The sequence below is a fragment of the Aquabacterium sp. genome (genome assembly GCF_036273115.1).
GTDB lineage: Bacteria > Pseudomonadota > Gammaproteobacteria > Burkholderiales > Burkholderiaceae_C > Aquabacterium.
Genome location: NZ_DASUIN010000021.1, coordinates 1 through 26,442, shown reverse-complemented (window position 1 = coordinate 26,442; position 26,442 = coordinate 1). Strand labels below are relative to the sequence as shown.

The window sequence follows — 26,442 nt, the reverse complement described above, 5'->3', positions numbered from 1 at the left end:
CCTATTGACTGTCTCAAGGAGCCTGATCATGGCCCGCAATTCAAAAGATTCCTCTCACGGTGTGTTTGCCTTGGCCGCCCCATTGCTGCGGCCCCTCAAGCTCAGCGGCAAGCTGGGCTTGATTGGTGGCCTCCTCATCGTCCCACTGGTGGCCCTGGTTGGGCTGGGGGTGAAGAAGATCGAAGCTGAACGCAATGGCATTCAGCTGGAGCAAGCCGCGGCCCCTGTCGGACATGCCGTGCTTGATGTGGTGGCCCAATTGCAGGACCGGCGTGGTTTGTCTGCCATGCGCGCTTCGGGCGCTGATGTAGATGCCTTGATTCGCGAGGTCGATCAGAAACTGGTGGCAGCCATCAAGCAGGTCGATGACGATGTGGCCTTGGCGCCCGCCGTCGGCATCGACAAGTTGTGGCAGGGCTGGAAGGCCGATCTGAGCCAGTTGCAGGCGGCGAAGTTCGAAAACGCTCGGCAAGCGATGGAAGCGCACACCCAGCTGATTCAGAAAGACTTTGCGGTGGTTGACCAGGCGGCCGAGCGCAGCGGTTTGCTGTTTGACTCGGATCCGGCTACCTACATGTACATGGACATTGTGTTCTCTCGAACCGGTCCGTATCTGGACGCACTGACCCGCATGCGCGGGGTGGTGGTCTCGGGCTTGCAGCGTGGCGAGTGGACCGAGGCCGATGCCGCTTTGTTGCGCTTTCAGGCGCAGGGGCTGGAGCAAGCGGCGAGCCAGTTGGGCATTCGTGTCGATGCACTGGGGCGCCAGGGTGAAGGCGAACTCAAGGAATGGAAAGAAGCGCAAGCGGCGGTCAATGCCTATCGTGATGAGTTGCTGTCGCTGAGTGCCAAGGCTTTGGCGGCCAAAACCCGTCTTAGCGGTGACGCCATAGAGGTGTTCCGTCAAGGGCAAAAGGTCATGGCGGCCGTTGACCAATTCCACAATGCTGCTTACACCCGCATGAATCAGTTGCTCGTGGAGCGCATTGACCGTGCAACCCAGTTGCGCAACACCGTTCTGATCGGTGCCCTGGCGGGTCTGTTGCTGGCCGGCTATCTGTACTTTGCTGTGGCCGCCTCCATTCGTCGCGCGTCGACGGCGGTGGTTCAGGCTGCTGAGGGCTTGGCTCAGGGCAACCTCGAGGTCCCAGTCCTGGTGGACGGGCGCGATGAGTTTGCGGTTGCGGCCAAGGCATTGGCCACCGTTCAATCGACCGTTCGCAGTCTGATCCAGGACATGAGCCACATGTCGGCCGAGCACGAACGTGGAGACATCGATGTGGTGGTCGACGCCGGCCGCTTCCAAGGTGAGTTCCGCTCAGTCGCGCAAGGTGTCAACGACATGGTGGCCGCCCACATTGCGGTCAAGAAGAAGGCCATGCATGTGGTGGCCGAGTTTGGTCGTGGCAATTACGACGCCACCATCGAGCAGCTGCCCGGCAAAAAGGCCTTCATCAATGACACCATCGAGCGTGTGCGCGCCCTGTTGAAGCAGGCCGCAGCCGAGGCCGCCGACAACCTGCGCGTTCGTCAGGCGCTCGATGTGGTGCCCAGCTCCGTGATGGTGGCCGACGCCCAGGGCGTGATTCGCTATGCCAACACCGCGGTCACCGCGCTGTTGGGCCGCATCGAATCCGACTTGCGTACCGTGGTGCCCAATTTTGATCACCGCAAGATCGTGGGGCAGAACTTCGACGTGTTCCACCGCAACCCGGCGCACCAACGCGGCATTGTCGACAAGCTGAGCAAGCCGCATCGTGCCGATGTGAAGTTTGCATCGTCCACCGTCCGGCTCATTGCCACCCCGATGTTTGACAGCAATGGCCAGCGTCTGGGCTCGGTGCTGGAGTGGGTTGACCGCACGCAGGAAGTGCGCGTCGAGTCCGAGGTGACTGCCGTGGTGCAAGCAGCAGCGCAGGGCGAGTTCTCGCGCCGCTTGCAGGTGAATGGCGCCGAGGGCTTCTTCCGGGTGCTGTGCGATGGGGTCAACGAACTGCTGTCGGCCACCGAAACCAACCTCAACGAGGTCAGTGCTTGTCTGAACCGAGTGGCTCAAGGCGACCTGTCACAAACCCTGAATGGCAACTACCAAGGCATCTTCGCTCAGCTGCAAAGCGATGTGAACAAGATGACGGGCCAGCTTGTCAGCACCATTTCGGATGTGATCTCGGCTGCAGAGGCCTTGACCGCCGCAGCTGGGCAGGTGTCGATGACCTCGCAGTCGCTGTCGCAATCGGCGTCCGAACAGGCCGCCAGCGTCGAGGAAACCACCGCGTCCTTGCAGGAAATGGCATCGTCGGTGAAGCAGAACAGCGATAACGCCACCGTCACCGATGGCATGGCCTCCAAGGCCTCGAAGGAAGCACTGGAAGGCGGTGAGGCCGTGACCCGCACGGTGGCGGCGATGAAGTCGATCGCCACCAAGATTTCGATCATCGATGACATCGCCTATCAGACCAATCTGCTGGCGCTCAATGCGGCCATCGAGGCGGCGCGTGCAGGCGAGCATGGCAAGGGCTTTGCCGTGGTGGCCGCCGAGGTGCGCAAGCTGGCTGAGCGCAGTCAAGTGGCAGCACAGGAAATCGGCCAGCTGGCCGGTTCCAGCGTGAACCTGGCCGAACAAGCCGGCGCTTTGCTCAACCAGATGGTGCCGTCGATCAACAAGACCTCCGATCTGGTGCAGGAGATTGCGGCCTCCTCGGGCGAACAGGCCCAGAGCGTGTCGCAGATCAACCAGGCCATGGATCAGCTCAATACCGCCACCCAGCAAAACGCGTCGGCTTCGCAAGAGCTCTCGGCCACGGCCGAAGAGTTGTCGGCGCAGGCTGGTCAGTTGCGCGAGATGATGGCTTTCTTCCAGTTGGCCCAGCAGGCCGGGCATTTCGGAGGCTCGCCCATGGGGGGGCGTTCGGCCCGCCCCGCAGGGATGGACAAGCCAGCCTCTGATCGGGGCGCCTACGAACGCGCTGTCGGTCGTCCAGCCAGCCGGCCCGCTTCTGGTGCCGCATCGTCCTGGCAGCGCCCTTCCGCGCATGCCGAGGCGCCCAGCTCGGTCGACGAGTCCAGCTTCTCGCGCTTCTGATACGGAGGTCTGATCATGCACGTGACTGCACCCGAATTGCCGCTGGGCTTCGATGCCGGTGACGAGCAGGCGTCCGACCGTCCGGTGCTGCAGTTCCTGCGTTTCTCGCTCGGCGCCGAGGCATATGCGGTGCGCATCGAGTTGGTGCGAGAAATACTGGAGGTGTCGCAGATGACGCCGCTGCCGCTGATGCCCGCCTTCGTTCGCGGGGTCATGAACCTGCGCGGTGCCGTCGTGCCGGTGGTCGATCTGGCGGCTCGGTTGGGCATGAGTGCCACCGAGATTGGCCGGCGATCCTGCGTCATCATGGTCGACATGGTCCTGCCCGAGGGGCTGGGGCATCAAAGCCTGGGGGTGCTGGTCGACGCCGTGCACGAGGTCTTTGACATCGAGGAAGGGGGCGTGGAACCGGTCCCCCGTATGGGCACCCGCATTGACCCGTCCTTGATCGCGGGCATGGTGCGTGTGCGCGGGCAGGTCATTCCGGCACTGGATTTCGAGCGCTCGCTGGCTCAGCAGGCCCTGTCTGAGTTGATCTCCGCCCATTTGAACAAGGGAGGGGTCGATGCTGTCGCCGCAGCGGTTTGAAGCCGTCACGCAGTTGTTTTTCGATGTCTCGGGCATTCGCCTGGGCGAGCACAAACGGCCGCTGGTGGTCAGTCGCTTGCAAAAGCTTGCGCAGGAAAAGGGTTGTGCCACGCTCGATCAGTACGTTGATGTGCTGCTGCAGCAGGCCGACCCGCTGGAAGTGGTGAAAGTGGTCGACAAGCTCACCACCAACGAAACTTACTTCTTTCGCGAGCCTCAGCACTTCGACTTTCTGGCGCACATGCTCACCCAGGGCCGTCCGGCTGCGGGTGATTTCCGCGTCTGGAGCGCGGCCAGTTCATCTGGCGAAGAGGCTTACAGCATTGCCATGTTGCTGGCCGACAAGCTGGGTTTGCGCGGCTGGGAGGTCATGGGCACGGATCTGTCCACCCAGATGGTTGACTCGGCACGCCGCGCGCTCTACACGCTTGAGCGGGCTCGCAACGTTCCCAAGCCCTATCTGAAGCAGTGGTGCCTCAAAGGTGAGGGCCAGTACGACGGCTACCTGCTGATCGACAAGGCGCTGCGCTCGCATGTGCACTTTCAGGGCGCGAACCTGACGCAAGACTTGCCTGAAATCGGTAGGTTTGACGTCATCTTCCTGCGCAATGTGCTGATTTATTTCGACAACCCTGGCAAACAGGATATCGTTAACCGCGTCATCACGCGACTCAAGCCAGGTGGGTATCTGTTCACCGGGCACGCTGAATCGCTGGCCAATCTGAATGTCCCACTCAAAGCCATTGCCCCGGCCATCTACGCCGTTCGTTAAGCCGCCAGCCAAACCGGCTGTGAACGCGGCCGATGTCGGCGTGGTGGTGGCTCATCCCGGCCAGCATCTGCATTTGCTAGCGGGGCAGCTGTATTTCGGCAACACGGCGGCGCGGGTGCACACGTTGCTGGGGTCGTGTGTGGCGGTGACGTTGTGGAACCCGACGCGGCGCCTCGGGGGGATGTGCCATTTCTTGTTGCCCAGTCGACATCGCCCGCCGGGAAGCGGTCGTGATGGTCGTTTTGGCAACGAGTCACTCGAGATGCTGGTTGAAGCCCTTCTCAAAGCTGGGACCCGCCCGCAGGACTATCAGGTCAACTTGTATGGCGGGGCCGACACCTTGCCCGATATGAACGGCCACAAGTTCAACGTGGGTGAGCGAAATATTGAACAGGGCTGGACCCTGATTGATCACTACGGCTTCGTCCTGCAGGACGTGGATGTGGGCGATCATGTGCCGCGCAATGTGTCGATGACCTTCCATGACGGTCAGGTCCAGATGCGACGTGGCAAATCGATGAAAACGAGGTGAGCATGGCGATCACGGCCTTTGTGATTGATGACTCTGCTGTGGTGCGCAAGTACCTCAGTGAAACCCTGACTGCCGGCGGTATTCAGGTGTTAGGCAGCGCGGCGGATCCGCTGTTCGCCTGGCCCAAGCTGCAATCTCAGTGGCCCGATGTGATCGTGCTCGACGTCGAGATGCCTCGCATGGATGGCATTTCCTTCCTCAAGAAGCTCATGACGGAGCGGCCCACGCCGGTGGTCATGTGTTCGACGCTGACCGAGAAGGGCTGCCAGACCACGATGCAGGCTCTCGCAGCGGGGGCGGTGAGTTTCGTCACCAAGCCGAAAATGGGTCTGAAAGACTTTCTGGAAGACCGCAGCAATGGCCTGGTTGAGGCGGTGAAGGCCGCCTCGCGGGCCAACTTGCGAGCCATGGGGGCCCAGTTGCGCACCGTCGCCGCGGCGCCTGTGGCGGCTCCTTTGTCGAGCGCTGCGCCCGTCGGGTCGCGCGCACCGGTGATGCAGGGCGCCATGTCTGAAACGACCGATCGTGTGGTCGCCATCGGCATTTCCACCGGCGGCGTACAGTCGATCGAAGTCGTGCTGCGCCAGCTGGATCGCACCTGCCCGGGCATTGTCATCGTGCAGCACATGCCTGCCGCATTCACGGCCTCTTTTGCTGCTCGACTCAACACCATCTGCGACATGGAGGTGCTGGAGGCCAAAGATGGTGATCGCCTCATCAATGGTCGCGTGCTCATTGCCCCGGGCGGGCGGCACATGCAACTCAAGCGCAGCGGGGCACAGTATGTGGTCGAAGTCAAAGACGGGCCCCTGATCAACCATCACCGTCCTTCGGTTGACGTGCTGTTCCGTTCCGTGGCCGCCTGTGCCGGGCGCAACGCCGTCGGGCTGATCATGACCGGCATGGGAGACGACGGTGCGCGTGGCCTCAAGGAAATGCACGATGCCGGCGCCTACACCGGCGCACAAGACGAAGCCAGCTGTGTGGTGTTTGGCATGCCTGCGGTGGCCATCAAGATGGGGGCGGCCGACGAGATCGTGTCGCTGAACAACATCGCCAACTGGATTCGCAACGCCGTGGCGCGTCCGCTGCGTTGAGGCATCGCAACCTGGATTCAGGCTGAATCGGTTTACAGTTCCCCCAGAGCACTGCGGTGCATGTTTGTTGGGGGAATGACGATGAAAAAGCTGATTTTGGGTGCAGTGGCCACCTTGGCCATGGGCGTGGCTCATGCCCAGGTGTATGTCGGTGCCGGTTTGACCGTGAACCGCATCAACCTCGATTGCACCGGCATGGTTCAGTGCAAAACCGATGCCGGCGGCGGCAAGGTCTACGCGGGCTATGTACCCAAGGGCTCGGGCGTCGGCGCCGAGATCGCCTATCTGCAGCTTGGCAAGGCCAAGACCACCTCCAACGTGGTCACCAATGTCGAGGCCTCAGGGGTCGCCGCGGCCATGGTGCTGCGTGCGTCGCTCACACCCAACTTCTGGCTGCACGCCAAGCTGGGTGCGGCCCAGGTGTCCACCAGCGCCAGCTGGTATACCGATGCCGGGCAGAATTCTTCCCCCAGCGAGTCGATCATGCGCCCCTATTACAGCTTTGGCATGGACTTTGGTCTCGTCGAGAACGTCAAGCTGATGGCCTATGCAGATTGGACCAAGGGCAAGTACAAGGGGAAGTCGGCTTCCATGCACATGACGGGTCTCGGCGTCGAGTTCCTGTTCTGATGAGTTGAATCAAGAGAGAGGTCGTACATGAAGATTCAGACCATTTTGGTAGGTGGGGCCTTGGCTTTGCTGGCATCGGCTGCGGGCGCACAGGTTTACGCCGGCGTCGGTGGCGGCGTCACCCACTTCGAGCAAGACTGCTCCGGCACGGAAACCTGTGAAACCACCAGCATGGGTGGGAAGTTCTACGGTGGGTTCGCCCTGAACCCCAACGTGGCGGTCGAGCTCGGCTATCTGGACTTTGGCAAAGTCAAATCGTCCGGCTGGGTCAATGTGTACGGCACGCCCGTGTTGCTGCATGTTGATCTGCAGGCCACTGCGGTCACGGCAGCGTTGGCCTTGCGCGGCCCCATTGCGCGTGACCTCTCGGTGGTCGGGCGCCTGGGTATGGCCCAGGTGAAGATGACGGGCAAGGTCTACACCAGCGCATTCTCGGCCCCGGACGAGAACCAGACGACGACCAAGCCTTATGTGGGCGTGGGCCTGGAGTACAGCTTCAGTCAGAAACTCAAGGGCGTGCTGTCGGCTGATTTCACCCAGGGCGAAATCGTTGACGAGTCGGGCTCTTTGCGCATGGTTGGCGTGGGCCTGCAGTACGCGTTCTGAGCGCGCTTGGCCGCCCCTGTCGTGGGGGCGGCGATGAACGGGTCAGTGCTGAAAGGCTGAAAGAGCCTGAACCAGTTGTTCGGCCTGTCGGCGCAGGTTGTTGGAGGCCGCTGCGGTTTGCTCCACCAGGGCCGCGTTTTGTTGGGTGATCTCGTCCATGTGTTGAACCGCCCCGTTGACTTGGCTGATGCCCTGCTCCTGCTGCTGCGTGGCCTGATTGACTTCGTCGATCAACTGCGCCACTTGTTGGACTTGTTCCACGATGGTGCGAATGGTGTTGCTCGCGTCGTTGACCTTGTCCGCGCCCTGGTTCACGTTTTCCACGCTCGCGGCAATCAGCGATTTGATCTCGCGTGCCGCGTGAGCAGTTCGTTGCGCCAGTTGCCGCACCTCGCCAGCCACCACGGCAAAGCCCTTGCCCTGTTCGCCCGCACGGGCCGCCTCTACCGAGGCATTCAAGGCCAGGATGTTGGTCTGAAACGCGATGCCGTCGATCACGCCCGTGATGTCGGCAATGCGGTGTGAGCTGCCGGTGATGTCATTCATTGTCCGAATCACGTCGGACACGGCATCGCCGCCTTCCGTTGCCGAGTGTCGCGCTTGCGCTGCCAGCGAACTGGCCTGACGCGATGTGTCGGCGTTTTGTTGAATGGCGCCAATCATCTGCCCCATCGACGACGCAGTCTGTTGAACCGCGGCGGCCGATTGTTCCGTGCGACGGTTGAGCTGTTGATTGCCCTGCGCGATGCGTTCGATGTCGGCGCGAACCTGCTGCACCTGCTTGGCCACGTCGTCGATGATCCAACGGAACATCAAACCCATTTGGTTCACGCTGCGCAGGGTCATGCCGATTTCGTCGACCCTGTCCAGCGTCAGGTGTTCGCGTGTGCGGCCGGAGACCACGTCCAGCGCGTGCTGTTTGATCTCCTCCAGCGGACGGGCCACCTGGTGCTGCAAAACGGCTTGGCCAATCAGCAAAGCCACCAGCAAGCTCAAGCCTGCAGGCCACAGGGCAGCCACAGGTAGGCCGCTGAGTGCCAACCCGCCTAGCCCCAGAATCGCGCTGAGGCCAAAGCCGGCACGAATGCGCCAGCGCACAGGCCATACCTTGTGGGCGGTCAAGACGGAGGCCAGACCCTTGCGCAGCAAAATACCGCGATGTAGCCTCAGGTGGTTGGCGCGACCGGCGCGCATGTCGCCATACAGGGCTTCGGCTTGCTGGGCTTCTTCCCGGGTGGGTTTGGTGCGGACCGAAATGTAGCCGGCCACCTGTCCTTGCGCTTGAATGGGCACCACATTGGCCCGCACCCAGTAGTGGTCGCCGTTGGCTCGGCGGTTCTTGACGATCCCGGTCCAGGGCTCGCCAGCCTGAATCGATTTCCACATGTCCGCGAACGCGGCTGGCGGCATGTCGGGGTGGCGGATGATGTTGTGGGCCACGCCCATCAGGGCATCCCGGTCGTAGCCACTGACATCGACAAAGGCCTGATTGGCATAAGTGATGCGACCCTTTGTGTCGGTGGACGACATCAGCGTGGTGTGAGCGTCGTAGTCGTGCTCTCGTTGTGTGACCGGCTGGTTGTTGCGCATGGGGGGTACTCCTGGGCGATTCGCACGAAGCGAATCTGGTTGCGCTGATTGTCAGGAGTTGGGGATGTCGACATTTCTTGAAATAAGCCAAGAAATCCCCGTTCATGACGGTTGTGTTGTCCAACTCAAATGAAAAACGGCACCCCGTGGGGTGCCGCTTCAGGACAGGCGAAAAAGTCTGTCAGGAATGACTGATCAGGCCTGAGCCTTCTTCTTCAAGCGCCATGCGTGCAGCAGAGGCTCGGTGTAGCCAGAAGGCTGTTCCTTGCCCTTGAAGACCAGGTCCAGAGCGGCTTGGAACGCAGCGCCATTGGGGTTGGCCACCAGCGATTGGTACAGAGGATCGCCAGCGTTCTGCTGGTCCACCACCGCAGCCATGCGGGCGAAAGTTTCACGCACCTGGGCTTCGGTCACCACACCATGGTGCAGCCAGTTGGCCACGTGCTGGCTCGAGATACGCAGGGTGGCGCGGTCTTCCATCAGGCCCACGTTGTGGATGTCGGGCACCTTGGAGCAGCCCACGCCCTGGTCAATCCAGCGCACCACATAACCCAAGATACCTTGGATGTTGTTGTCCAGCTCTTGTTGCTTCTCGGCGTCGGACCAATTGGCGGCTTCCACCACGGGGATGGTCAGCAGCTTGTCCAGCAGCGATTGAGGATCTTCGCCGTTCTTCTCGATGTCGGCCTGGATGGCGGCCACGCTCACTTGGTGATAGTGGGTCGCGTGCAGGGTCGCAGCGGTGGGCGAAGGGGTCCAGGCGGTGTTGGCGCCAGCCTTGGGGTGAGCGATCTTCTGTTCCAGCATGCCGGCCATCAGGTCGGGCATGGCCCACATGCCCTTGCCGATCTGGGCGCGACCACGCAGGCCGGTTTGCAGACCGATCAGCACGTTGCGACGCTCGTAAGCGGCAATCCAGGCGCTGTTCTTGATGTCGCCCTTGCGCATCATGGGGCCAGCCAGCATGGCGGTGTGCATTTCGTCGCCGGTGCGGTCCAGGAAGCCGGTGTTGATGAAGGCCACGCGGCTCGAAGCGGCGGCAATACAGGCCTTCAGGTTGGCCGAGGTGCGGCGCTCTTCGTCCATGATGCCCAGCTTCACGGTGCTGTCAGGCAAGCCCAGCAGCTGTTCCACGCGGGTGAACAGTTCAGCGGCGAAAGCCACTTCCGCAGGGCCGTGCATCTTGGGCTTCACGATGTAGACGGAGCCCGTGCGCGAGTTGCGGATGGGCTGGCCGTTGATCTTGCCGTGGCCTTGCAGGTCGTGCAGGGCGATGGTGGTGGTGATCACGGCGTCCATGATGCCTTCGGGGATCTCTTTGCCCTCAGCGCCCCACAGGATGGCAGGGTTGGTCATCAGGTGGCCCACGTTACGCACGAACATCAGCGAGCGGCCGTGCAGCTTGACTTCGCCGCCGTTGGGGGCGGTGTACACGCGGTCGCCGTTCAGGGCGCGAGTGAAGGTCTTGCCGCCCTTGGCCACTTCTTCGGTCAGGGTGCCCAATTGGATGCCCAGCCAGTTGCTGTAGCCCAGCACCTTGTCTTCGGCGTCCACGGCGGCCACCGAGTCTTCCAAGTCCAGGATGGTGGACACGGCGGATTCCAGCACCACGTCGGCCACGCCGGCGGGGTCGGTCTTGCCGATGTTGGTGTTGCGGTTGATCTGGATGTCAACGTGCATGCCGTTGTTCACCAGCAGCACGCTGGAGGGCGCGGCGGCGTCGCCTTGGTAGCCCACCAGTTGAGCGGGGTTCTTCAGGCCCACGGTCTTGCCGCCCACGGTCACAGCCAGTTGGCCGTTGACGATGGCGTAGCCGGTGGAATCCTTGTGCGATGCACCTTCCAGCGGAGCAGCGGTGTCCAGGAAGTTGCGGGCCCAGGCGATGACCTTGTTGCCGCGCACTTCGTTATAGCCGGGGCCCTTGGTGGCGCCGCCTTCTTCAGAGATGGCATCGGTGCCGTACAGGGCGTCGTACAGGCTACCCCAGCGGGCGTTGGCGGCGTTCAGGGCGTAGCGGGCGTTCAGGATGGGCACCACCAGCTGCGGGCCGGCTTGCAGAGCCAGTTCGGCGTCCACATTGGTGGTGGTGGCCTTCACGTCGGCAGGCACGGGCACCAGGTAGCCAATCTTTTCCAGATGGGCCTTGTAGGCGTCCATGTTCTTGATGGGGCCGGGGTTGGCGGTGTGCCAGGCATCCATTTCAGTCTGGATGCGGTCACGCTCGGCCAGCAGGGCGGCGTTCTTGGGGGCCAGGTCGTTGACGATGGCGTCGAAGCCAGCCCAGAACTTGGCGCTGTCGATGCCGGTACCGGGCAGAACCTTGTCTTCAACAAAGCGGAACAGCTCGGTGGCCACTTGCAGGCCGTGGACGGTGGTGCGTGCGGTCATGAAAACCTCGTCTGGATGAACAGAGAAAACGGGCGAAAAAACAAAGGGTCGATTGTCGCGCGTCGTGGTCTTTTCAGGGGAAAAAACGGCAGACGAACGCACCTCGCCTTGATGACAGGCGGCAGTGTATTCGATACCTGTGTAAACATTAATAGAGCAAAAAGTGATTGATTGATGACTTTTAGGCAAAAATCAAGCGCTGTCTCAGGGAGGCGGATCGGGCGAGCCCCGATTGCCCGCCGGGAGTCGCCCCGACACCATGCAGGTTCGAGATGGGTGGCGGCGCAGTCCAGATCAATCAACGAGGGGCCATGGATCGACTCAAGCAGATTGAAACCTTTGTGGCCGTGGCCACCAAGGGTAGCCTGACGGCGGCGGCGCTGGCCGAGGGCATTGCGCCGGCGGTCATTGGGCGGCGCATTGATGCACTGGAGGAGCGCCTGGGCGTGAAGCTGCTGGTTCGCACCACCCGGCGCATCAGCCTCACACATGAGGGGGCGGCTTTTCTGGAGGACGCCCAGCGCTTGCTGGCCGATCTGGCCAACGCCGAAGCCAGTGTGAGCGCAGGGGGGGTCAAAGCCAGTGGGCACCTGCGGGTGACCGCGCCGGCCGGTTTCGGCCGCCGCCATGTGGCGCCCTTGGTGCCGCGCTTCGTGGCCGAGCATCCGGAAGTCTCCATCTCCTTGAATCTGTCAGACCGGGTCGTCGACCTGGTCAATGAGGGGTTTGATTGCGCCATTCGGGTGGGGGACCTGCCCGATTCCAGCCTGGTCAGCGTGCGTCTGGCCGACAACCGCCGGCTGTGTGTGGCCAGCCCGGCCTACCTGGCTCGGCGCGGGCAGCCCATGCACCCGCAAGACATCACCCGTCACGATTGCCTGACGCTGAGTTCGGAAGCCGGCCAGACCCGCGGGTGGGCCTTCACGATAGACGGGCAGTTGCACTATGTGCGCCCCGCCACCCGGCTTGATTGCTCGGATGGCCAGGTCCTGCACGCCTGGTGCCTTGAAGGGCTTGGGCTGGCCTGGCGGTCCCTGTGGGAAGTCGAAGCCGATGTGCGCAGTGGCAAGCTGGTCAGCGTGCTCGACGACTTCATTGCGCCGCCCAACGGCATCTATGCCGTGTTTGCTCAGCGCAAGCACTTGCCTTTGCGCTTGCGACTGTGGATCGACTTCGTCAAGCAGGCCTACGGCGATCCGGCTTATTGGCGCGGCGCGGCCGGCTGAATGCCGTTTTCTGTGACACTGCGCTTCAAATCCCTTATTGGATGAACGCAGACGGAGTGTTTCGCATGTTGCTGGAATCGGTGTTGGCCTACGCGCACTTCCTGGCCATCTTCAGTGTGGTGGTCTTTCTGACCAGTGAAGCGGCCTTGTGTCGGGCCGAGTGGATGAACGCGGCCGTGGTGCGCCGCCTGGCCAGACTGGACCTGATTTATCTGTTTGCCGCCATTGCTGTGCTGGCCACGGGGCTGGCGCGCACTTACTGGGGTGTCAAAGGCATGGGCTGGTATTGGCAGCAGCCACTGTTGCACATCAAGGTCACCTTGTTTGTGCTCATCGGGGTGTTGTCCATCAAGCCCACTTTGAGCTTCTTGCGCTGGCGGCGTCAGTTGGATGCCGATGGCACCCTGCCGGCTGCCGATGAGATCCGCTCGGTGCGTCGCCTGGTCATGATCGAAGCCCACCTGCTGGTGCTGATACCTCTGGCGGCCAGCCTGCTGGCGCGGGGTGTCTGGACCCGATAAAGCGCACCAAAAAAAACAGGCCCCGAAGGGCCTGTCTGCCATTGGCGGGGGGCTTACTGAGCCGCCGCTTCCTTCTCGCACTTCTTCATGAAGCTGTTCTTGGCGGCGCCAGCCAGGGGCTTGCCGTTCTTGTCAACCGCCTTGGCCGCGCAGGCGGCACCACCGGCTTCCTTCTCGCATTTCTTGATGAAGCTGGTTTTGGCGGCGCCAGCCAGGGGCTTGCCGTTCTTGTCAATGGCCTTGGCTTCACAGGCTTCGCCGGCATGGGCCAGGGTAGACAAAAGGGCCAGGGAAATGGAAGCAATCAAAGCGCGCATGTCAGATCTCCAGGTGGGGTGATGTCGAATGGCTGGCCGGCTGGCCGCATCGTTCATGCTCAACGCATGGCCTCGCCCTTTGGATGACAGGACGGATGACAGGCGCCTGGCTCACGCGATGGCAGCTGCCATACTCGCTGGCATCAAGATAGGAATCAATGAGGGAGACCCCATGACGGGGATGAGAAACACCGTTTCGGGCCGAGTGATTCGGTCCTTGCTGGCGCCAGCCGATCTGCCTTTCCGTTGCGGGGTAGCCCTCACCAGCTTGCTGCTGTATGCCTTCTTTTTGTGGCGAGCCTGGTTTGATTACCCGAATCCTTACGTAGACGAAGCCTTCTTTGTGCCGCCCGCACAAGCCTTCGCGCAAGCCTTCACCCTGTTTTCGCCCAGCCTCGATCCTCAGCGTGCCCTGCACTGGATGCCCCCAGGCTACGCGGTGCTGTGTGGGCTGTTCATGAAAGCCACGGGCATCTCAGGGCTGTGGGGGGCGCGACTGTTTTCAACGGTGGCCTTCGGGTTGATCTTGTTGGTGCTGGCCGGCATCGGACGCCGATTCAATCGTCTGCAGTTCGTCGTTTTGTATGCGCCGTTCCTCACTTTGCCGCTGCTCACCTTGTCTCGCATCGCGCGCATGGAAGCCCCCTATCTGCTGCTGGCCCTGCTGAGCGCGTGGTTCCTGCTGCGTCAGCGCCCGGTGGCTGCAATCGCCTTGGCCGTGCTGTCGGGCTTGGTGCATCCCAATGGCGCCTACGTCTTGCTGGCCGTCCTGTCGTTGGCGGTGTGGCAAGGGTTCGAGGCGCGTCCGGCTGCGGCGCGCCGCATCAACGGCGCCGATGTGGCCTGGGTGGCTTTGGCCTTGGTCGCGGGCGCAGCCTATGTCTGGTACGAGTGGCAGTCCTATTCCAGCTTCGTGGCCGACATGGGGTATCAACTGCAGCGCAAAGCCCGAGGCATTGCCTGGACGGCGCCCTTGACGCTGGTTTCCTTGGGCGCGATGGCGGCTGGCGCATGGGCTGCGCTCCGCCTGGGGGCGCATGAAAAGCGGGTGCTGGTGGCGATCGGCTCCAGCTTGATCGTGAGCCGCCTGCTCGGGCAGGAGCTTTGGTATTCGCCTGGGTACATCCTTGGCTTCACCTGGATCGTGCTCGCCCTGTTGCCGGCTGCTGGTCCCGAGACCCGACTCAGTCAGGATGCGCTCGCCGATTCAAATTCAGTTTCTCAGGTCCGTTCCGGGAGGGTCGGGCTGATGGCTGCGGCGGTGGGGCTGTCGGGCCTGTTCGCGGCCTCGACCCTGGTCTTGGGGTGGCACGGTGGTCGCATTCACTTGAAAGACGCCCCCTTGGCGGGCAATGTTGAGCAAACCGATTCGGTGCTGCGTCGCCTGATTCAGCTCAAAAACGAATCTGGGTTGCGCGAGGTGTCTTGCGTCCCGCACGAGGCATGCTTGTTGTGGCTGGAGGCCGCAACTCAGGCGGGTTTGCTGGTGCGCTTCGACAATCCTCTGACCCATCCGCCGGTGGGGCAGGAATGCGTCTGGGTGGTTCGAGCCAACCATGAGCGCACGACCGATGCGGATGTGCGACTGACTGCAGGGCGCATCCAGCGAATCGACATCAAGCCCTGTGGTTCAGACTGGCCTGACAAAGACGTGTATGAGCAGCATGCTCAGGAAGTCTTGCGGCGCTGAGGTAGGTCGGGCCAACGTGGGTGGCGTTACATGATTCGCCGTGGGTGGGCCAAGGCCTCGTGCGCGGCATGCAGTCGCCGCACCAGCACCCGAATGAACGCTTCGTCAAACAGGTGTCGGCAAGCCGGGCTGAGTTGCTGCATCGCTTCCGGGGTGAAGGAAATGGTGGTCGCGGGCTCGGTCACCACCACGTCGGTGCTGTGGCGGCGCAATTCCGGGCTTGGGGCCAGGTAAGCCATCTCCCCCACCGAGGTGCCCGCCCCCAGCAGTGCCACGCGCTTGCTGTTGCGGTACACCTCCACGCTGCCTTGGGCAATGATGTGAAAGGTGCGCCCTTCCTCGCCACGGCGGTACAGCGCATGGCCAAACGGGAAGCGCTGCCACTTGGCGCGGTGCACCACTTCCCACAGTTCCACATCGCCAAACGAATTGAAAAAGTCCAGCGAGCGAAGCAGGTTGAAGCGCTCTGAGTCCAGCACGCCCTGCAAGTGGCCACGCGGCACCTTGTGGTCGGCGATCAGGCCCGACAGGGCTTGCGCGAAAGCGTCCCAGTTCGGATAACGGTCTTTAGGGTCCTTGGCCAGCGCTTTGAGCACGACCTCGTCCACTGCCTCGTTCACGCCGGAGCGCAAGCCCGCCAGCGGGGCCGGGGCCTGGTTGTAAATCTGGTTCATCATCACAGCCTGCGATGGCGCGTCGAAGGGCGGGCGCCCTGCGATCAGGTGGTACAGCACCGCGCCCAGTGCATAGATGTCGGCCCGGCTGTCCAGCACCTGGCCGTCCAGTTGTTCGGGTGACATGTAAGCCAGCGAGCCCACCTGGTGAATCTGGGTCGATTCGGCCGCCAGGTTCAGCGCGCTGCCAAAGTCGGTGATCTTCACATCCGTCACCACGCCCGCCGCGTTGGTGATGGCCATGATGTTGGCTGGCTTCACATCCCGGTGGATCAGGCCTTGACGGTACACATAGCCCAGCGCCATCGCCAGCTTGAAGCCCACTTCGATCACCAACTCCAGCGGCAGCAGGTGGTCGGCGCGGCAGAAGGTGCGCAAGGTGGTGCCCGGCACATACTCCATCACCACATAGGGCGAGGTCGGATCCGGTACCGCATCAAAAATCTGAACCACATTGGGGTGCTGAAGTCGCCCCACCAGGGCCGCTTCAGCCGCGAAAAAGCGGGCATACACCGGGCCGTCAACCGCATCACCCAAGGCCAAAGCCCGCACGCGTTTGATGGCCACGTCGCGGTCATGGAAGTCATCTCGGCAAAGAAACACCTCGCTGGTGGCGCCTTCGCCCAGCTTCTTGACGATCCGGTACTTGCCGATCATCCCTGCATCGAGGTCAATGTCAATGCCGTCCATGCCTGCCCACTTATATGAATGACCCCCATCTTTCCACGAGATGGCAATTTCTGCGTGCGGAAAAGCACTGTCGCCACTGTGCATTTCTTGGCAGCCTGTAGCCTCGTAGAATCCCTGCATGATTCAAGCCAAGCGTGCCCTCCTTTCCGCCCTGGGTGAAGCCCTGCGTCAAGTTGCGCCTGAAGCGCCCGACACCTTCACTCCGGCCTTTGAAGCCCCCAAGCAAGCTGCCCACGGCGACCTGGCCGTCACGGCGGCCATGCAACTGGCCAAGCCCCTGAAAAAAAACCCCCGCGAACTGGCCACCGCCTTGGTCGCGGCTCTGCAAGCTCAGCCTGCGGTGCAGCAATGGGTCTCGGCCGTGGAAATCGCCGGGCCGGGTTTCATCAACCTGCGCCTCAAGCCCGAAGCCAAACAGTCCATCGTCACCGACGTGCTGGTGGCCGGCGACCGTTTTGGCTGGCAGCACCCCACCCAACGCAAGGTGCTCGTCGAATTCGTGTCCGCCAACCCCACCGGCCCCTTGCATGTGGGGCACGGCCGCCAGGGCGCATTGGGCGATGCCCTGTGCAACCTCTTTGAAACCCAGGGTCAACAAGTCACCCGTGAGTTTTACTACAACGACGCCGGCGTGCAAATCAGCACCCTGGCCTGGTCGACCCACGCTCGCATCAAAGGCCTGAAGCCTGGCGACGACCACTGGCCCGAGTCCGCCTACAACGGCGACTACATTGCCGACATCGCCGCCGATTTCCTGGCCAAGAAGACCGTCAAGGCCGACGACCGCGAATTCACCGCCTCCGGTGACCCGGAAGACCTCGACGGCATCCGCCAGTTCGCTGTGGCTTACCTGCGCCACGAGCAAGATCTCGACTTGAAGGCCTTCGGCGTTCGCTTCGACAACTACTACCTCGAGTCCAGTCTCTACACCGACGGTCGCGTTGAAAACGCCGTCCAACGCCTGGTCGACGCCGGCAAGACCTACGAAGAGGGCGGCGCCCTGTGGTTGCGCTCCACCGACTACGGTGACGACAAAGACCGCGTCATGCGCAAAACCGATGGTGGCTATACCTACTTTGTCCCTGATGTGGCCTATCACATCGCCAAATGGGAGCGCGGCTTCGAGCAATGCGTCAACATCCAGGGCTCTGACCACCACGGAACCATTGCCCGCGTTCGCGCTGGCCTGCAGGCGGCCGGTGTCGGCATCCCCCAAGGCTGGCCCGACTACGTGCTTCACAAGATGGTCACTGTGATGAAGAACGGCGAAGAGGTCAAGATCTCCAAGCGTGCCGGCTCCTACGTCACCTTGCGCGACCTCATCGAGTGGACCAGCAAAGACGCCGTTCGCTTCTTCCTCATCAGCCGCAAGGCCGACACCGAGTTCACCTTCGACGTCGATCTGGCGCTCAAGCAGAACGACGAGAACCCTGTGTTCTACGTCCAGTACGCCCACGCGCGCATCCACTCGGTGCGTGCGCAATACGCTGAAAAAGGTGGTGATCTGAGTGCCATCGGCGAAGCCAAGCTCAACTTGCTGGTGGCTGACACCGAACTGGCCTTGATGACCAAGCTGGCGGAATTCCCCGGCATGCTGACCCAGGCGGCCGAGAGCCTTGCACCTCACGATGTGGCGTTTTATCTGCGCGACCTGGCCAGTGCCTTCCACAGTTACTACGCTGCGGAACGTTTTCTCGTGGATGATGTCGAACTCAGCCGGGCCCGCGTGGCACTGCTGTCGGCCACCGCGCAGGTGCTACGCAACGGCCTGTCCCTCTTGGGCGTCAGTGCGCCTGAGAAGATGTAATCAGAAGGTTTTCTCGCATGAATTCCCAACGAGGCGGTTTTTTCTTGGGGCTGATCGTCGGCCTGTTGATCGGGTTGGCGCTCGCCCTTGGGGTCGCGCTGTACATCACCAAGGTGCCCCTGCCGTTCATCGACAAGGTGCCGCAGCGCACCGCTGAGCAAGATGCGGCCGAGGCGGAAAAGAACAAGAACTGGGACCCCAACAGCCCGCTCTACGGTAGAAATCCGGCCAAGCCCAAGCCCATCACTCAGCCCATTCAGTCGGAGGGGGGTGCCTCGGCCCCCGCCGAGTCGCCTATGGCGCCTGCTTCTGTGGCCAGCGCAGCCAAGCCCGCCGCCTCGGCTGCGTCCAGCTCCCGTAACCCGGCGGCCATCTTGGCGGGTGAGCCCGTGTCCACCGCCAGTGCCGCTGATGCGTTCAGTTATCTGGTGCAGGCCGGCGCTTATGGCAGCCAGGCCGAGGCCGAGCAGCAACGCGCCAAGTTGTCCATGATGGGACTCGAGCCCAAAGTGTCCGAGCGCGAAGTCAACGGTCGCACCATGTACCGAGTGCGGTTGGGCCCCTTCCCTCAGCGTGATCAAGCTGATGAGGTCCGATCCAAGCTCAGCGCCGCCGGGGTGGACTCCGCTCTGGTGCGCGTGCAGAAGTAATTCGTACGAAAAGGAAACTGCATGAATCGCCGCGATTTCTCGATCCAGGCCCTGAGCACCGTCGGCCTGACCCTGGCGCTGCCTGGGCTCAGCCTCGCACAAGGCGCCCCGGTCGAAGGCACCAATTACGTCAAGCTGTCGCAGCGTGCCCCCACGTCTGCGCCCGCCGGCAAGGTGGAAGTGGTCGAGTTCTTCTGGTACGGCTGCCCGCACTGCAACCACTTCGAGCCCTACCTGGCTGCCTGGCTGGCCAAGCTGCCCGCTGACGTGTCCTTCCGTCGCGTGCCTGTGGCCTTCCGTGAAAATCCCTTCGGCATCCATCAGCGCATGTATTTCGCGGTGGAAGCCATGGGCCTGCTCAACACCTTGCACCCCAAGATCTTCCGCGCCATCCACGAAGACCAGCTCAAGCTCGACAAGCCTGAACTGATTCAGGACTTCGTGGCCAAGCAGGGAGTGGATGCGGCCAAGTTCATGGCCACCATGGAATCCTTTGGCGTCAAGACCAAGGCGAACCAGGCTCGCGCCTTGGCTGATGCCTACAAAATTGACGGCGTGCCCGCCCTGGGCATCGCGGGGCAGTTCTTCACCAACGTCGGCCTCAATGGCAACGAAAAGAACACCTTGGCGACCGTCGATTACCTGGTCAACCGGGCCCGTACCGGCCGCTGATTGATCCGGTTCGCAGGGCGACGAGCGTCGCTCTGCTTCAGGCTCCCTTGTTGATCTGTTGCCGGTGGCCGACGTATCACCGCTGCAAACTCATCCAGGCGGTGCGGAAATCACACCGTTGCCTCTGCGTGGCGGGTGCGAGCACGGCTAGAATCAATGCAAATTCCATGCCTTTGATGATGCTCGTTTTCCCCCAATCTCGTTTCAGTCGTGCTTTCAAGCGCCTGTCCCAGCGGTCTCGCTGGCAGGCTGGGGCGTTGTCGCTGGCCTTGATGGGGGTGTTCGCTGGGGGGGCTGGATCGGCCTGGGCCGTCAAGGCCGACCGAGATGAGCCCTTGGCCTTCGCCGCCGATTCCGCTCGAGTCGATGAAGCGCAGAAGCTCAACATCCTCAGCGGCAACGTCGAGATCACCAAAGGGACGATGGTCGTGCGCGCTGATCGCGTCGAAATTCGCCAGAACCCTGACGGCACCCAGTCGGCGTCGGCCTTCGGCGCCTCGGGCGGGAGAGCCTATTTCCGCCAGCAGCGCGAAGGCGTCGATGAATCCATCGAAGGCGAGGCCGAGCGGATTGATTACGACGGCCGCATTGACACGGTGCGCTTCACCGGCAAGTCCGTCATGCGCCGGCTGAGGGGGCCGAAAGTCTCTGACGAGGTTGCCGGCCAGGTCATCGTGTATGACAACAAAACCTCGGTGTTCCAGGTTCTGGGCAGTGTCTCAGGTTCTGGCGCCTCCTCCGGCGGTCGGGTGCGTGGGGTGATCACCCCTCGTCCAGCGGAGCCCGTGGCGTCTGCGCCTGCCGCGGCATCCGGCCCGGCAGCCAAGCCTGCCAAGTCTTCCGAAGGGGCTCGCCCATGAGTGACGAGGCCACTGCCGTCGCGTCTGGCGACGCGCCCATCAGCATGCTCAAGGCCGAGGGCCTCAAAAAACGCTATGGCGCCCGTACCGTGGTCCATGACGTCCACGTGGCGGTGGGGGCCGGGGAAGTCGTCGGGCTCCTGGGTCCGAACGGCGCAGGCAAAACCACCAGCTTCTACATGATCGTAGGCCTGGTCCCGGCAGATGCCGGCTTGATCGACATCGACGGCGAGCGCGTGGAGCGTCTGCCTATTCATGAGCGTTCTCGCCGTGGACTGAGCTACTTGCCGCAAGAGGCATCCATCTTTCGGCAACTCAATGTCGAGGACAACATCCGTGCCGTCCTCGAATTGCAGTACGACGAGCAAGGCAAGCGCCTGACCGAGACCGTCATCAACGAGCGGCTCAACGCCCTCCTGCACGACCTCAGCATCGAAAAACTGCGCACCAGTCCGTCTCTGGCGCTGTCCGGGGGCGAGCGTCGCCGCGTCGAAATCGCCCGTGCCTTGGCCACTCAGCCTCGCTTCATCCTGCTCGATGAACCCTTCGCCGGCGTGGACCCGATCGCCGTCATCGAAATCCAGCGCATCATCAGCTTCCTCAAGGCTCGCGGCATTGGTGTCCTCATCACCGATCACAACGTGCGCGAAACCTTGGGCATCTGCGATCGCGCCTACATCATCAGCGAAGGTCGGGTGCTGGCCGAAGGCCGTCCGGCCGACATCATCAACAACGCCGAAGTCCGCAAGGTCTACCTCGGCGAGCACTTCCGCATGTAAGCACCCCCGGCAGCCATGAAAGCCTCTTTGCAGTTTCGGCTGTCTCAACATTTGGCGCTCACGCCGCAACTGCAGCAGTCCATCCGGCTGTTGCAGTTGTCCACGCTCGAGTTGAATCAGGAAATCGAGCAAATGCTCGAGCAAAACCCGTTCCTCGAGCACGACGAGGAATTTGCCTCGCTGGAAACGGCCGCCAGCCTTGAGTTCGAGCGCCAGCGCAACGAGCGGCAAAGCAGCGAATCCGAAGGGCCGGGGTCCGACGCGCCTGAAGCCGACTCGGGTGGCGGTCTGGAAAGCATTGAATCGGGCGCTACCGAGCGCGACGACTGGGAAAACGGCACCGAGCGCGATGACTTCGATGGCATTCGCGAAACCCCGAGTCGCCAAAACGATGACGACGACTTCGATCCCCTTGAGCGCAACACGGTTGCCATCAGCCTGCAGGATCACCTTCGGCAGCAGCTTCTCGGTACGCGCCTCAGCGAGGCCGACATGGCCGTCGTCGACATCCTGATCGAGTCGCTCAACGAAGACGGCTACCTCGCCGATCCCCTCGAAGACATCGCTGCCAGCCTCTTGCCGGAAGACGCCGACGAAGACACGCGCGATGAGGTGTTGTCTCGCTTGCGCTGTGGCCTGGGGTGGTTGCAAAGCCTTGAGCCTATCGGCGTAGGCGCAGCCAACCTGTCTGAATGCCTCATCCTGCAACTCAAGGCCCTACCTCGCAGCGAAGCCCAGATGATTGCCATCATCATCTGCCGGCAGCATCTCGAGTTGCTGGCTCGTCGCGACATCAAAAAGCTGATGGCTGTCACGGGTGCCGACGAAGACCTGATCAAACAGGCCCAGGCCCTCATCGTGGCGCTGGAGCCGAAACCTGGGCGCGCCTTCACTCGGGCCGAAGCCAACATCATCGTGCCCGACGTCATCGTGCAGAAATCGGGTCGGGGTTGGAAAGTGGTCCTCAACCCCGATGTCATGCCCAAGCTGCGCATCAACGACCTGTACGCGCAAGCGCTGAAGCAGTCGCGTGCGCCTCGGGGCAGCAATGCCGAGGGGCACGCCAACCTCAGCTCCCGGTTACAAGAGGCACGCTGGTTCGTCAAAAACATCCAGCAGCGCTTTGACACCATCTTGCGTGTCTCCACGGCCATCGTTGACCGGCAGAAGAACTTCTTCACCCATGGCGAAATCGCCATGAAACCCCTGGTTTTGCGTGAAATCGCCGACGAGCTTGGCCTGCACGAATCCACCATCTCGCGCGTCACAACGGCCAAGTACATGAACACGCCTTTTGGTACGTTCGAACTCAAGTACTTCTTCGGCTCCTCGCTCAACACCGAGGCCGGCGGCAATGCGTCCAGCACCGCAGTGCGGGCTCTCATCAAACAGCTCGTCGCGGCAGAAGACCCCAAAAAGCCCTTGTCCGACAGCCAACTCTCCACCATGCTGGAGGAGCAGGGCATCCAGGTCGCTCGGCGCACGGTGGCCAAATACCGCGAGGCCCTCAAGATCGCTCCGGCCAATCTGCGCAAAGCGCTCTGATTCACGCAGGTCATGAACAACCTTACCGCTCTCATTCAGCGCGTCGTCACGGTCCTGCCCGGTGAAGATTGGGCCGCATTGGCCCTTTTCATCTTTGGCTGGATGGGCTACGCCGCTTTTGCGCGTCAGCGCGCCAAAGTCGAGCGCACCTTGCTGTCCAGTACAAACTACTTCCGCCGCAAGTGGATGGAGCAGGTCACCTACCGCGACCAACGCATCGTCGACGCGGCCATCACCCAGAACCTGGCCAGCAGCCCCAGCTTCTGGGCCTCCACCACCATCCTGGTTTTGGGTGGTTTGCTGGCGGTGCTGGGCACCAACGAGCGTGCGTCCGAACTCGTCAAAGACCTGCCTTTCGCCGCGCGCACCTCCATGCTCGTTTTCGACATCAAGATCATCGTCTTGCTGGCCGTCTACGTGTATGCCTTCTTCCGATTCACCTGGTCCATGCGCGTCTACTCTTTCGGCGCCATCCTCGTGGGCTCTGCGCCCAACGTGGAAGTTTTCGACCGGGGTGATGCCGATCGCAAGGAATTTGCCGCCCGCGCAGGCAAACTCATGGGCATGGCCGCCGAAAGCTTTGCCGACGGTTTGCGTGCGTACTACATGTCGTTTGCCGTCATCGGCTGGTTTGTTTCGCCCATCTTGTTTGCTCTCGGGACCCTGGCCGTGCTGTGGATCCTCTATCGCCGCGAATTCCGCTCCGACGTCTCAGAAGTCCTGCGCGCCTGAGTTCGCGGTCATCTGTTCGCCGTCGCGGTCCCGCTTTCGACTCTTTTCTCCCACATCGCCATGCCCATCAAGCCTCCTCGTCGCCCTGTCGTCTCCGCTACCACGGGGCGCCCCTCGGGAGATCAGGCCTCCGCCGGCTCATCCCATGGCGTGCGTCGAGTCAGCGCCGATTCGCATCGAGTGCAAGGCGAGCGCCATGAGCGGGGACATCACGAGCGGCCTGTTCCGCGTCGTGTTGCGGCCCCCCAAGCCGCAGGCCATTCGCCAGCGCTCACTGCGGATCGACCAACTGGCCTGTACCTGCCCTGTCCCGTCGGCGTCGAAGCCCTCTTGCAAGCCGAAGCCGCTCGCATCCTGGGGCCCGATGTGCACGTGACCGCCGGGCGTGGTGGTGTTGAAGTTCAGACTCGCCTGCCAGCTGATCTCATCGAGTGCGCCATGCGCCTCAATCTGGAGAGTCGCCTGGCTCAGCGCGTCCTCTGGCGCGTCGCGTCCCGGGTCTACCGGCACGAAGACGACATCTATGCGCTGGGGCGTACCATCCGCTGGACCGACTGGATCACCCCGCGCCACACCCTCCGCGTCGACGTCACCTCCCGCAACAGCCCTCTGCGCAGCCTCAACTTCGCTGCGTTGCGCATCAAAGATGCCGTCTGCGACGACCTGCGCGAGCGCACAGGTGATCGGCCCGATGTCGACACCCGTCATCCTGACCTCGGTCTCTACCTGCATGTCGATGACATGGTGGCCACACTCTACGTTGACACTTCCGGCGAAGCCCTCTTCAAGCGCGGCTGGCGCGAAGACAAAGGCGAGGCCCCGCTGAAAGAAACCCTCGCGGCGGCCATGCTGGCTGCAGCAGATTGGCAAGGCCGCCCAGAGGATGGCGCCTTGCTTGACCCCTGCTGCGGCGCAGGCACCATCCCCATCGAAGCCGCCCAGATCGCCTGCGGCATCGCACCCGGGCTGCTGCGTCGCTTTGCGTTCGAGCGACTCTTGCCCTTCCGTGATCACCTCGCCGCTTGGCAAGCCATGCGTCAGCAAGCCAAGCAGCGCCAACATCCCCCGCAGGTGGCCATCTATGCGGGCGACGTCGCCTTCCGAATGACCGACTTCGCCACCCGCAACGCCCAGCGTGCCGGGGTGCTTCATGCCATCGAATTCAAAACGGCCGACGCTCTCCAGCGTCCGGTGCCCTGCGAGCGAGGCATCATGATGTTCAATCCACCCTACGGTGAGCGCATCGACCCCAAAGGCTCCGTCAAGCACCGCTCAGGCCGTGGCGATCAGCTCGATGATCCGGACCTCATGCCGGCCCCTCGTGCTGGCCGAGAGCAGTTCCAGGACGACGAAGCCAACGACTTCTTCCTGAGACTCTCGGCTCATTGGAAGCGCCACTTTGCTGGCTGGACCGCTTGGGTTCTCTCGCCAGATATGAAATTGCCAGGCGCCATGCGCCTCAAAGAAAGCCGGCGAGTCGTATTGTTCAACGGCCCCATCGAGTGCCGTTTGTTCCGCTTTGACCTTACCGCAGGCAGCCACAAAAAAGCCACCTCGGCGGGGGGCTCCACGACATCGTCAACTGGCGGTGATGCTGATGACGCCGCAAGCCCCGAGGCCGGCGCCCGGGCATGAGCGTCGGTATGGGCGGCGTATCGACCAGTCGGGCATAGCGCTCTGGAAGCAACGCAGGCTTGCCTGTCCGGCGTGCGTTCCTCGTTCGCCGGATCGGGCATCACGTATGGCTTCATGAGCCTGCGAAGTGGGGCGCGCATCTATGCAGTCAGACCAGAATGTGCGCCCACACCCGGTCGGGCCACTTGGCTTTATCGCCTGTTGCGCTTTAGCTCAGCTTTCCTCAAGCCTCCCACTGCGCGGCCAGCACACTCAGTGCCGACAGCGGTGCCGTATCGGCTCGCAACACACGAGCGCCCAGAGACACGCCTTGCCAGCCTGCTGCCCGAGCCATCTGCTCTTCTTGTGGTGACAAGCCGCCTTCCGGCCCACTCAAAAAATAAACCGACGTCGCGACTGTCGCTTGGGTCAGTGAGGTGGCCCATCGGTGAATCGGCAGAGTGCCTTCTCCCAGGCTCAACAGTCCGCACCGTGCGTTCTCTGCTCGGGGCATTTGCAGCCATTGGCCAAGGGTGCGAACCGGATGAATTTCCGGCACGCAAGTGCGGCCCGATTGCTCGGCTGCCGCCACGGCCACGCCTTGCCAGTGCGCCACCTTCTTCAGTGCACGCTCCCCATCCAGTCTCAGCACCGATCGATCCAGCATCAGTGGCTGAATGGCGCTCGCCCCCAACTCCGTGGCTTTTTCCACCAAGGCGTCCATTCGATCATTGGTCGGCATCCCCACGGCCAGTGTCACGCGATGGGGCAATTCCCTTGCAGACGCCACGTGCGTCTCCACCCGAATACTCACCACCTTGCGCCCCATGGCCAAGATAGTCGAAGCCCACTCCCCGCCCCGGCCATCAAACACCGACACCTGCTCTCCGGGTTGCATCCGCAAGACCTGAATATGCCGACTCACGGCCTCAGGCAACTCCAATTCAAGCCCACTGCCTAGTGGAGCATCCAGGCGCACATACAAACGCGGCAGCACAACGTCACTCTTTCTGTCTATTTGAATCAACACGGCAGGGGGCTTCAGGGGGGAAGCCGCTCCGTCAACCGACAGTGTGCCTTCTAACTGCGCCCCTTTTGCATCCCGTCTGGGGGCTCTTTTCCTGGGGTAATCAACTCTTTTTCAAAAAAACGCAACAAACACTTGCGCGCCCGGTCAAATTGGTGCCATAATTGCGTTCTTCGCTGATCACGACGTCGCAAACAAGGCGGCAAACAGATCAAGTTCTTTAAAAATTAACAGCCGATAAGCGTGGGTGTTTGGGTGGCAAGAGGCAGGTCGCAAGACCAGGTCCTTGGACCAAATGCTCACGGATAGACGAAATGAAATTCACTTGTAGTGAAGTTCACTTCAATTCCGTT

23 protein-coding genes are annotated in these 26,442 nt (G+C 62.1%); 18 read left to right on the top strand and 5 right to left on the bottom strand.

The features are described 5' to 3' along the window. Positions 1-28 precede the first annotated feature (28 nt). The 7 genes from VFW72_RS08115 (at position 29) to VFW72_RS08085 (ending at position 7,307) form a co-directional block, all read left to right on the top strand. Positions 29-3,082: a methyl-accepting chemotaxis protein gene (locus tag VFW72_RS08115; protein ID WP_329673782.1), complete on the top strand. Its 3,054-nt coding sequence runs from the start codon at positions 29-31 to the stop codon at positions 3,080-3,082. 15 nt (positions 3,083-3,097) lie between these two features. After that, the gene (locus tag VFW72_RS08110; protein ID WP_329673781.1) at positions 3,098-3,670 is read left to right on the top strand and encodes a chemotaxis protein CheW; all 573 of its coding nucleotides are present in this window, start codon (positions 3,098-3,100) and stop codon (positions 3,668-3,670) included. Further along, positions 3,648-4,442 (top strand): CheR family methyltransferase, encoded by a 795-nt coding sequence (locus tag VFW72_RS08105; RefSeq protein WP_329673780.1) that lies wholly within the window; start codon positions 3,648-3,650, stop codon positions 4,440-4,442. Before VFW72_RS08110 ends, VFW72_RS08105 begins: the two co-directional genes overlap by 23 nt. Before the next feature lie 19 nt (positions 4,443-4,461). Continuing rightward, positions 4,462-4,974 (top strand): chemotaxis protein CheD, encoded by a 513-nt coding sequence (locus VFW72_RS08100; protein ID WP_329673779.1) that lies wholly within the window; start codon positions 4,462-4,464, stop codon positions 4,972-4,974. A gap of 2 nt (positions 4,975-4,976) precedes the next feature. Beyond that, positions 4,977-6,071, top strand: a complete 1,095-nt coding sequence (locus tag VFW72_RS08095) for a chemotaxis response regulator protein-glutamate methylesterase (protein ID WP_329673778.1) — start codon at positions 4,977-4,979, stop codon at positions 6,069-6,071. Between the two features lie 81 nt (positions 6,072-6,152). Further along, the gene (locus VFW72_RS08090) at positions 6,153-6,701 is read left to right on the top strand and encodes a hypothetical protein (protein ID WP_329673777.1); all 549 of its coding nucleotides are present in this window, start codon (positions 6,153-6,155) and stop codon (positions 6,699-6,701) included. A 27-nt stretch (positions 6,702-6,728) separates the two neighbouring features. After that, positions 6,729-7,307 carry an outer membrane beta-barrel protein gene (locus VFW72_RS08085; RefSeq protein WP_329673776.1) on the top strand — a complete coding sequence of 193 codons (579 nt, stop codon included), beginning with the start codon at positions 6,729-6,731 and terminating at the stop codon, positions 7,305-7,307. Positions 7,308-7,349: 42 nt separating this feature from the next. Here the strand turns inward: VFW72_RS08085 and VFW72_RS08080 are convergent, their stop codons facing one another. Both VFW72_RS08080 and VFW72_RS08075 read right to left on the bottom strand, forming a co-directional pair. Beyond that, positions 7,350-8,897, bottom strand: coding sequence for a methyl-accepting chemotaxis protein (locus VFW72_RS08080; RefSeq protein ID WP_329673775.1), 1,548 nt, complete (start codon positions 8,895-8,897; stop codon positions 7,350-7,352). A gap of 195 nt (positions 8,898-9,092) precedes the next feature. Further along, positions 9,093-11,285 carry a malate synthase G gene (locus VFW72_RS08075; protein ID WP_329673774.1) on the bottom strand — a complete coding sequence of 731 codons (2,193 nt, stop codon included), beginning with the start codon at positions 11,283-11,285 and terminating at the stop codon, positions 9,093-9,095. A 311-nt stretch (positions 11,286-11,596) separates the two neighbouring features. Here VFW72_RS08075 and VFW72_RS08070 point away from each other — a divergent pair, with 311 nt between their 5' ends. Both VFW72_RS08070 and VFW72_RS08065 read left to right on the top strand, forming a co-directional pair. Next, entirely contained in the window at positions 11,597-12,511 is a 915-nt protein-coding gene (locus tag VFW72_RS08070; RefSeq protein WP_329673773.1) for a LysR family transcriptional regulator, read from the top strand. A gap of 65 nt (positions 12,512-12,576) precedes the next feature. After that, positions 12,577-13,032 (top strand): DUF2214 family protein, encoded by a 456-nt coding sequence (locus VFW72_RS08065; RefSeq protein WP_329673783.1) that lies wholly within the window; start codon positions 12,577-12,579, stop codon positions 13,030-13,032. A 53-nt stretch (positions 13,033-13,085) separates the two neighbouring features. Here the strand turns inward: VFW72_RS08065 and VFW72_RS08060 are convergent, their stop codons facing one another. Continuing rightward, entirely contained in the window at positions 13,086-13,349 is a 264-nt protein-coding gene (locus tag VFW72_RS08060; protein WP_329673772.1) for a hypothetical protein, read from the bottom strand. Between the two features lie 172 nt (positions 13,350-13,521). Between VFW72_RS08060 and VFW72_RS08055 the strand changes: the two genes are divergently transcribed. After that, positions 13,522-15,039, top strand: a complete 1,518-nt coding sequence (locus VFW72_RS08055) for a hypothetical protein (protein ID WP_329673771.1) — start codon at positions 13,522-13,524, stop codon at positions 15,037-15,039. A gap of 26 nt (positions 15,040-15,065) precedes the next feature. Here VFW72_RS08055 and VFW72_RS08050 read toward each other — a convergent pair whose 3' ends face one another. Beyond that, entirely contained in the window at positions 15,066-16,403 is a 1,338-nt protein-coding gene (locus tag VFW72_RS08050) for a serine/threonine-protein kinase (RefSeq protein ID WP_329673770.1), read from the bottom strand. A gap of 118 nt (positions 16,404-16,521) precedes the next feature. Between VFW72_RS08050 and argS the strand changes: the two genes are divergently transcribed. From argS to VFW72_RS08010, 8 genes are all read left to right on the top strand, one after another. Beyond that, positions 16,522-18,210 (top strand): arginine--tRNA ligase, encoded by a 1,689-nt coding sequence (argS, locus tag VFW72_RS08045; protein ID WP_329673769.1) that lies wholly within the window; start codon positions 16,522-16,524, stop codon positions 18,208-18,210. Between the two features lie 17 nt (positions 18,211-18,227). Continuing rightward, a complete protein-coding gene (locus VFW72_RS08040) occupies positions 18,228-18,860 on the top strand; it encodes an SPOR domain-containing protein (RefSeq protein ID WP_329673768.1) in 633 nt (210 codons plus the stop codon). Between the two features lie 21 nt (positions 18,861-18,881). Then, positions 18,882-19,532, top strand: a complete 651-nt coding sequence (locus VFW72_RS08035) for a thiol:disulfide interchange protein DsbA/DsbL (protein ID WP_329673767.1) — start codon at positions 18,882-18,884, stop codon at positions 19,530-19,532. Between the two features lie 167 nt (positions 19,533-19,699). Next, positions 19,700-20,392, top strand: coding sequence for a lipopolysaccharide transport periplasmic protein LptA (lptA, locus tag VFW72_RS08030; protein WP_329673766.1), 693 nt, complete (start codon positions 19,700-19,702; stop codon positions 20,390-20,392). Then, on the top strand, positions 20,389-21,171 hold the full coding sequence (lptB, locus tag VFW72_RS08025) for an LPS export ABC transporter ATP-binding protein (protein WP_329673765.1): 783 nt from the start codon (positions 20,389-20,391) through the stop codon (positions 21,169-21,171). Before lptA ends, lptB begins: the two co-directional genes overlap by 4 nt. 15 nt (positions 21,172-21,186) lie before the next feature. Further along, complete coding sequence (locus VFW72_RS08020) at positions 21,187-22,716, top strand: RNA polymerase factor sigma-54 (RefSeq protein WP_329673764.1); 1,530 nt, start codon at positions 21,187-21,189, stop codon at positions 22,714-22,716. A gap of 12 nt (positions 22,717-22,728) precedes the next feature. Beyond that, complete coding sequence (locus VFW72_RS08015) at positions 22,729-23,448, top strand: DUF599 domain-containing protein (RefSeq protein ID WP_329673763.1); 720 nt, start codon at positions 22,729-22,731, stop codon at positions 23,446-23,448. Positions 23,449-23,508: 60 nt separating this feature from the next. Beyond that, positions 23,509-25,083, top strand: coding sequence for a THUMP domain-containing class I SAM-dependent RNA methyltransferase (locus VFW72_RS08010; protein WP_329673762.1), 1,575 nt, complete (start codon positions 23,509-23,511; stop codon positions 25,081-25,083). Between the two features lie 223 nt (positions 25,084-25,306). Here the strand turns inward: VFW72_RS08010 and VFW72_RS08005 are convergent, their stop codons facing one another. After that, complete coding sequence (locus VFW72_RS08005; RefSeq protein WP_329673761.1) at positions 25,307-26,059, bottom strand: 16S rRNA (uracil(1498)-N(3))-methyltransferase; 753 nt, start codon at positions 26,057-26,059, stop codon at positions 25,307-25,309. Between the last annotated feature and the right edge of the window lie 383 nt (positions 26,060-26,442).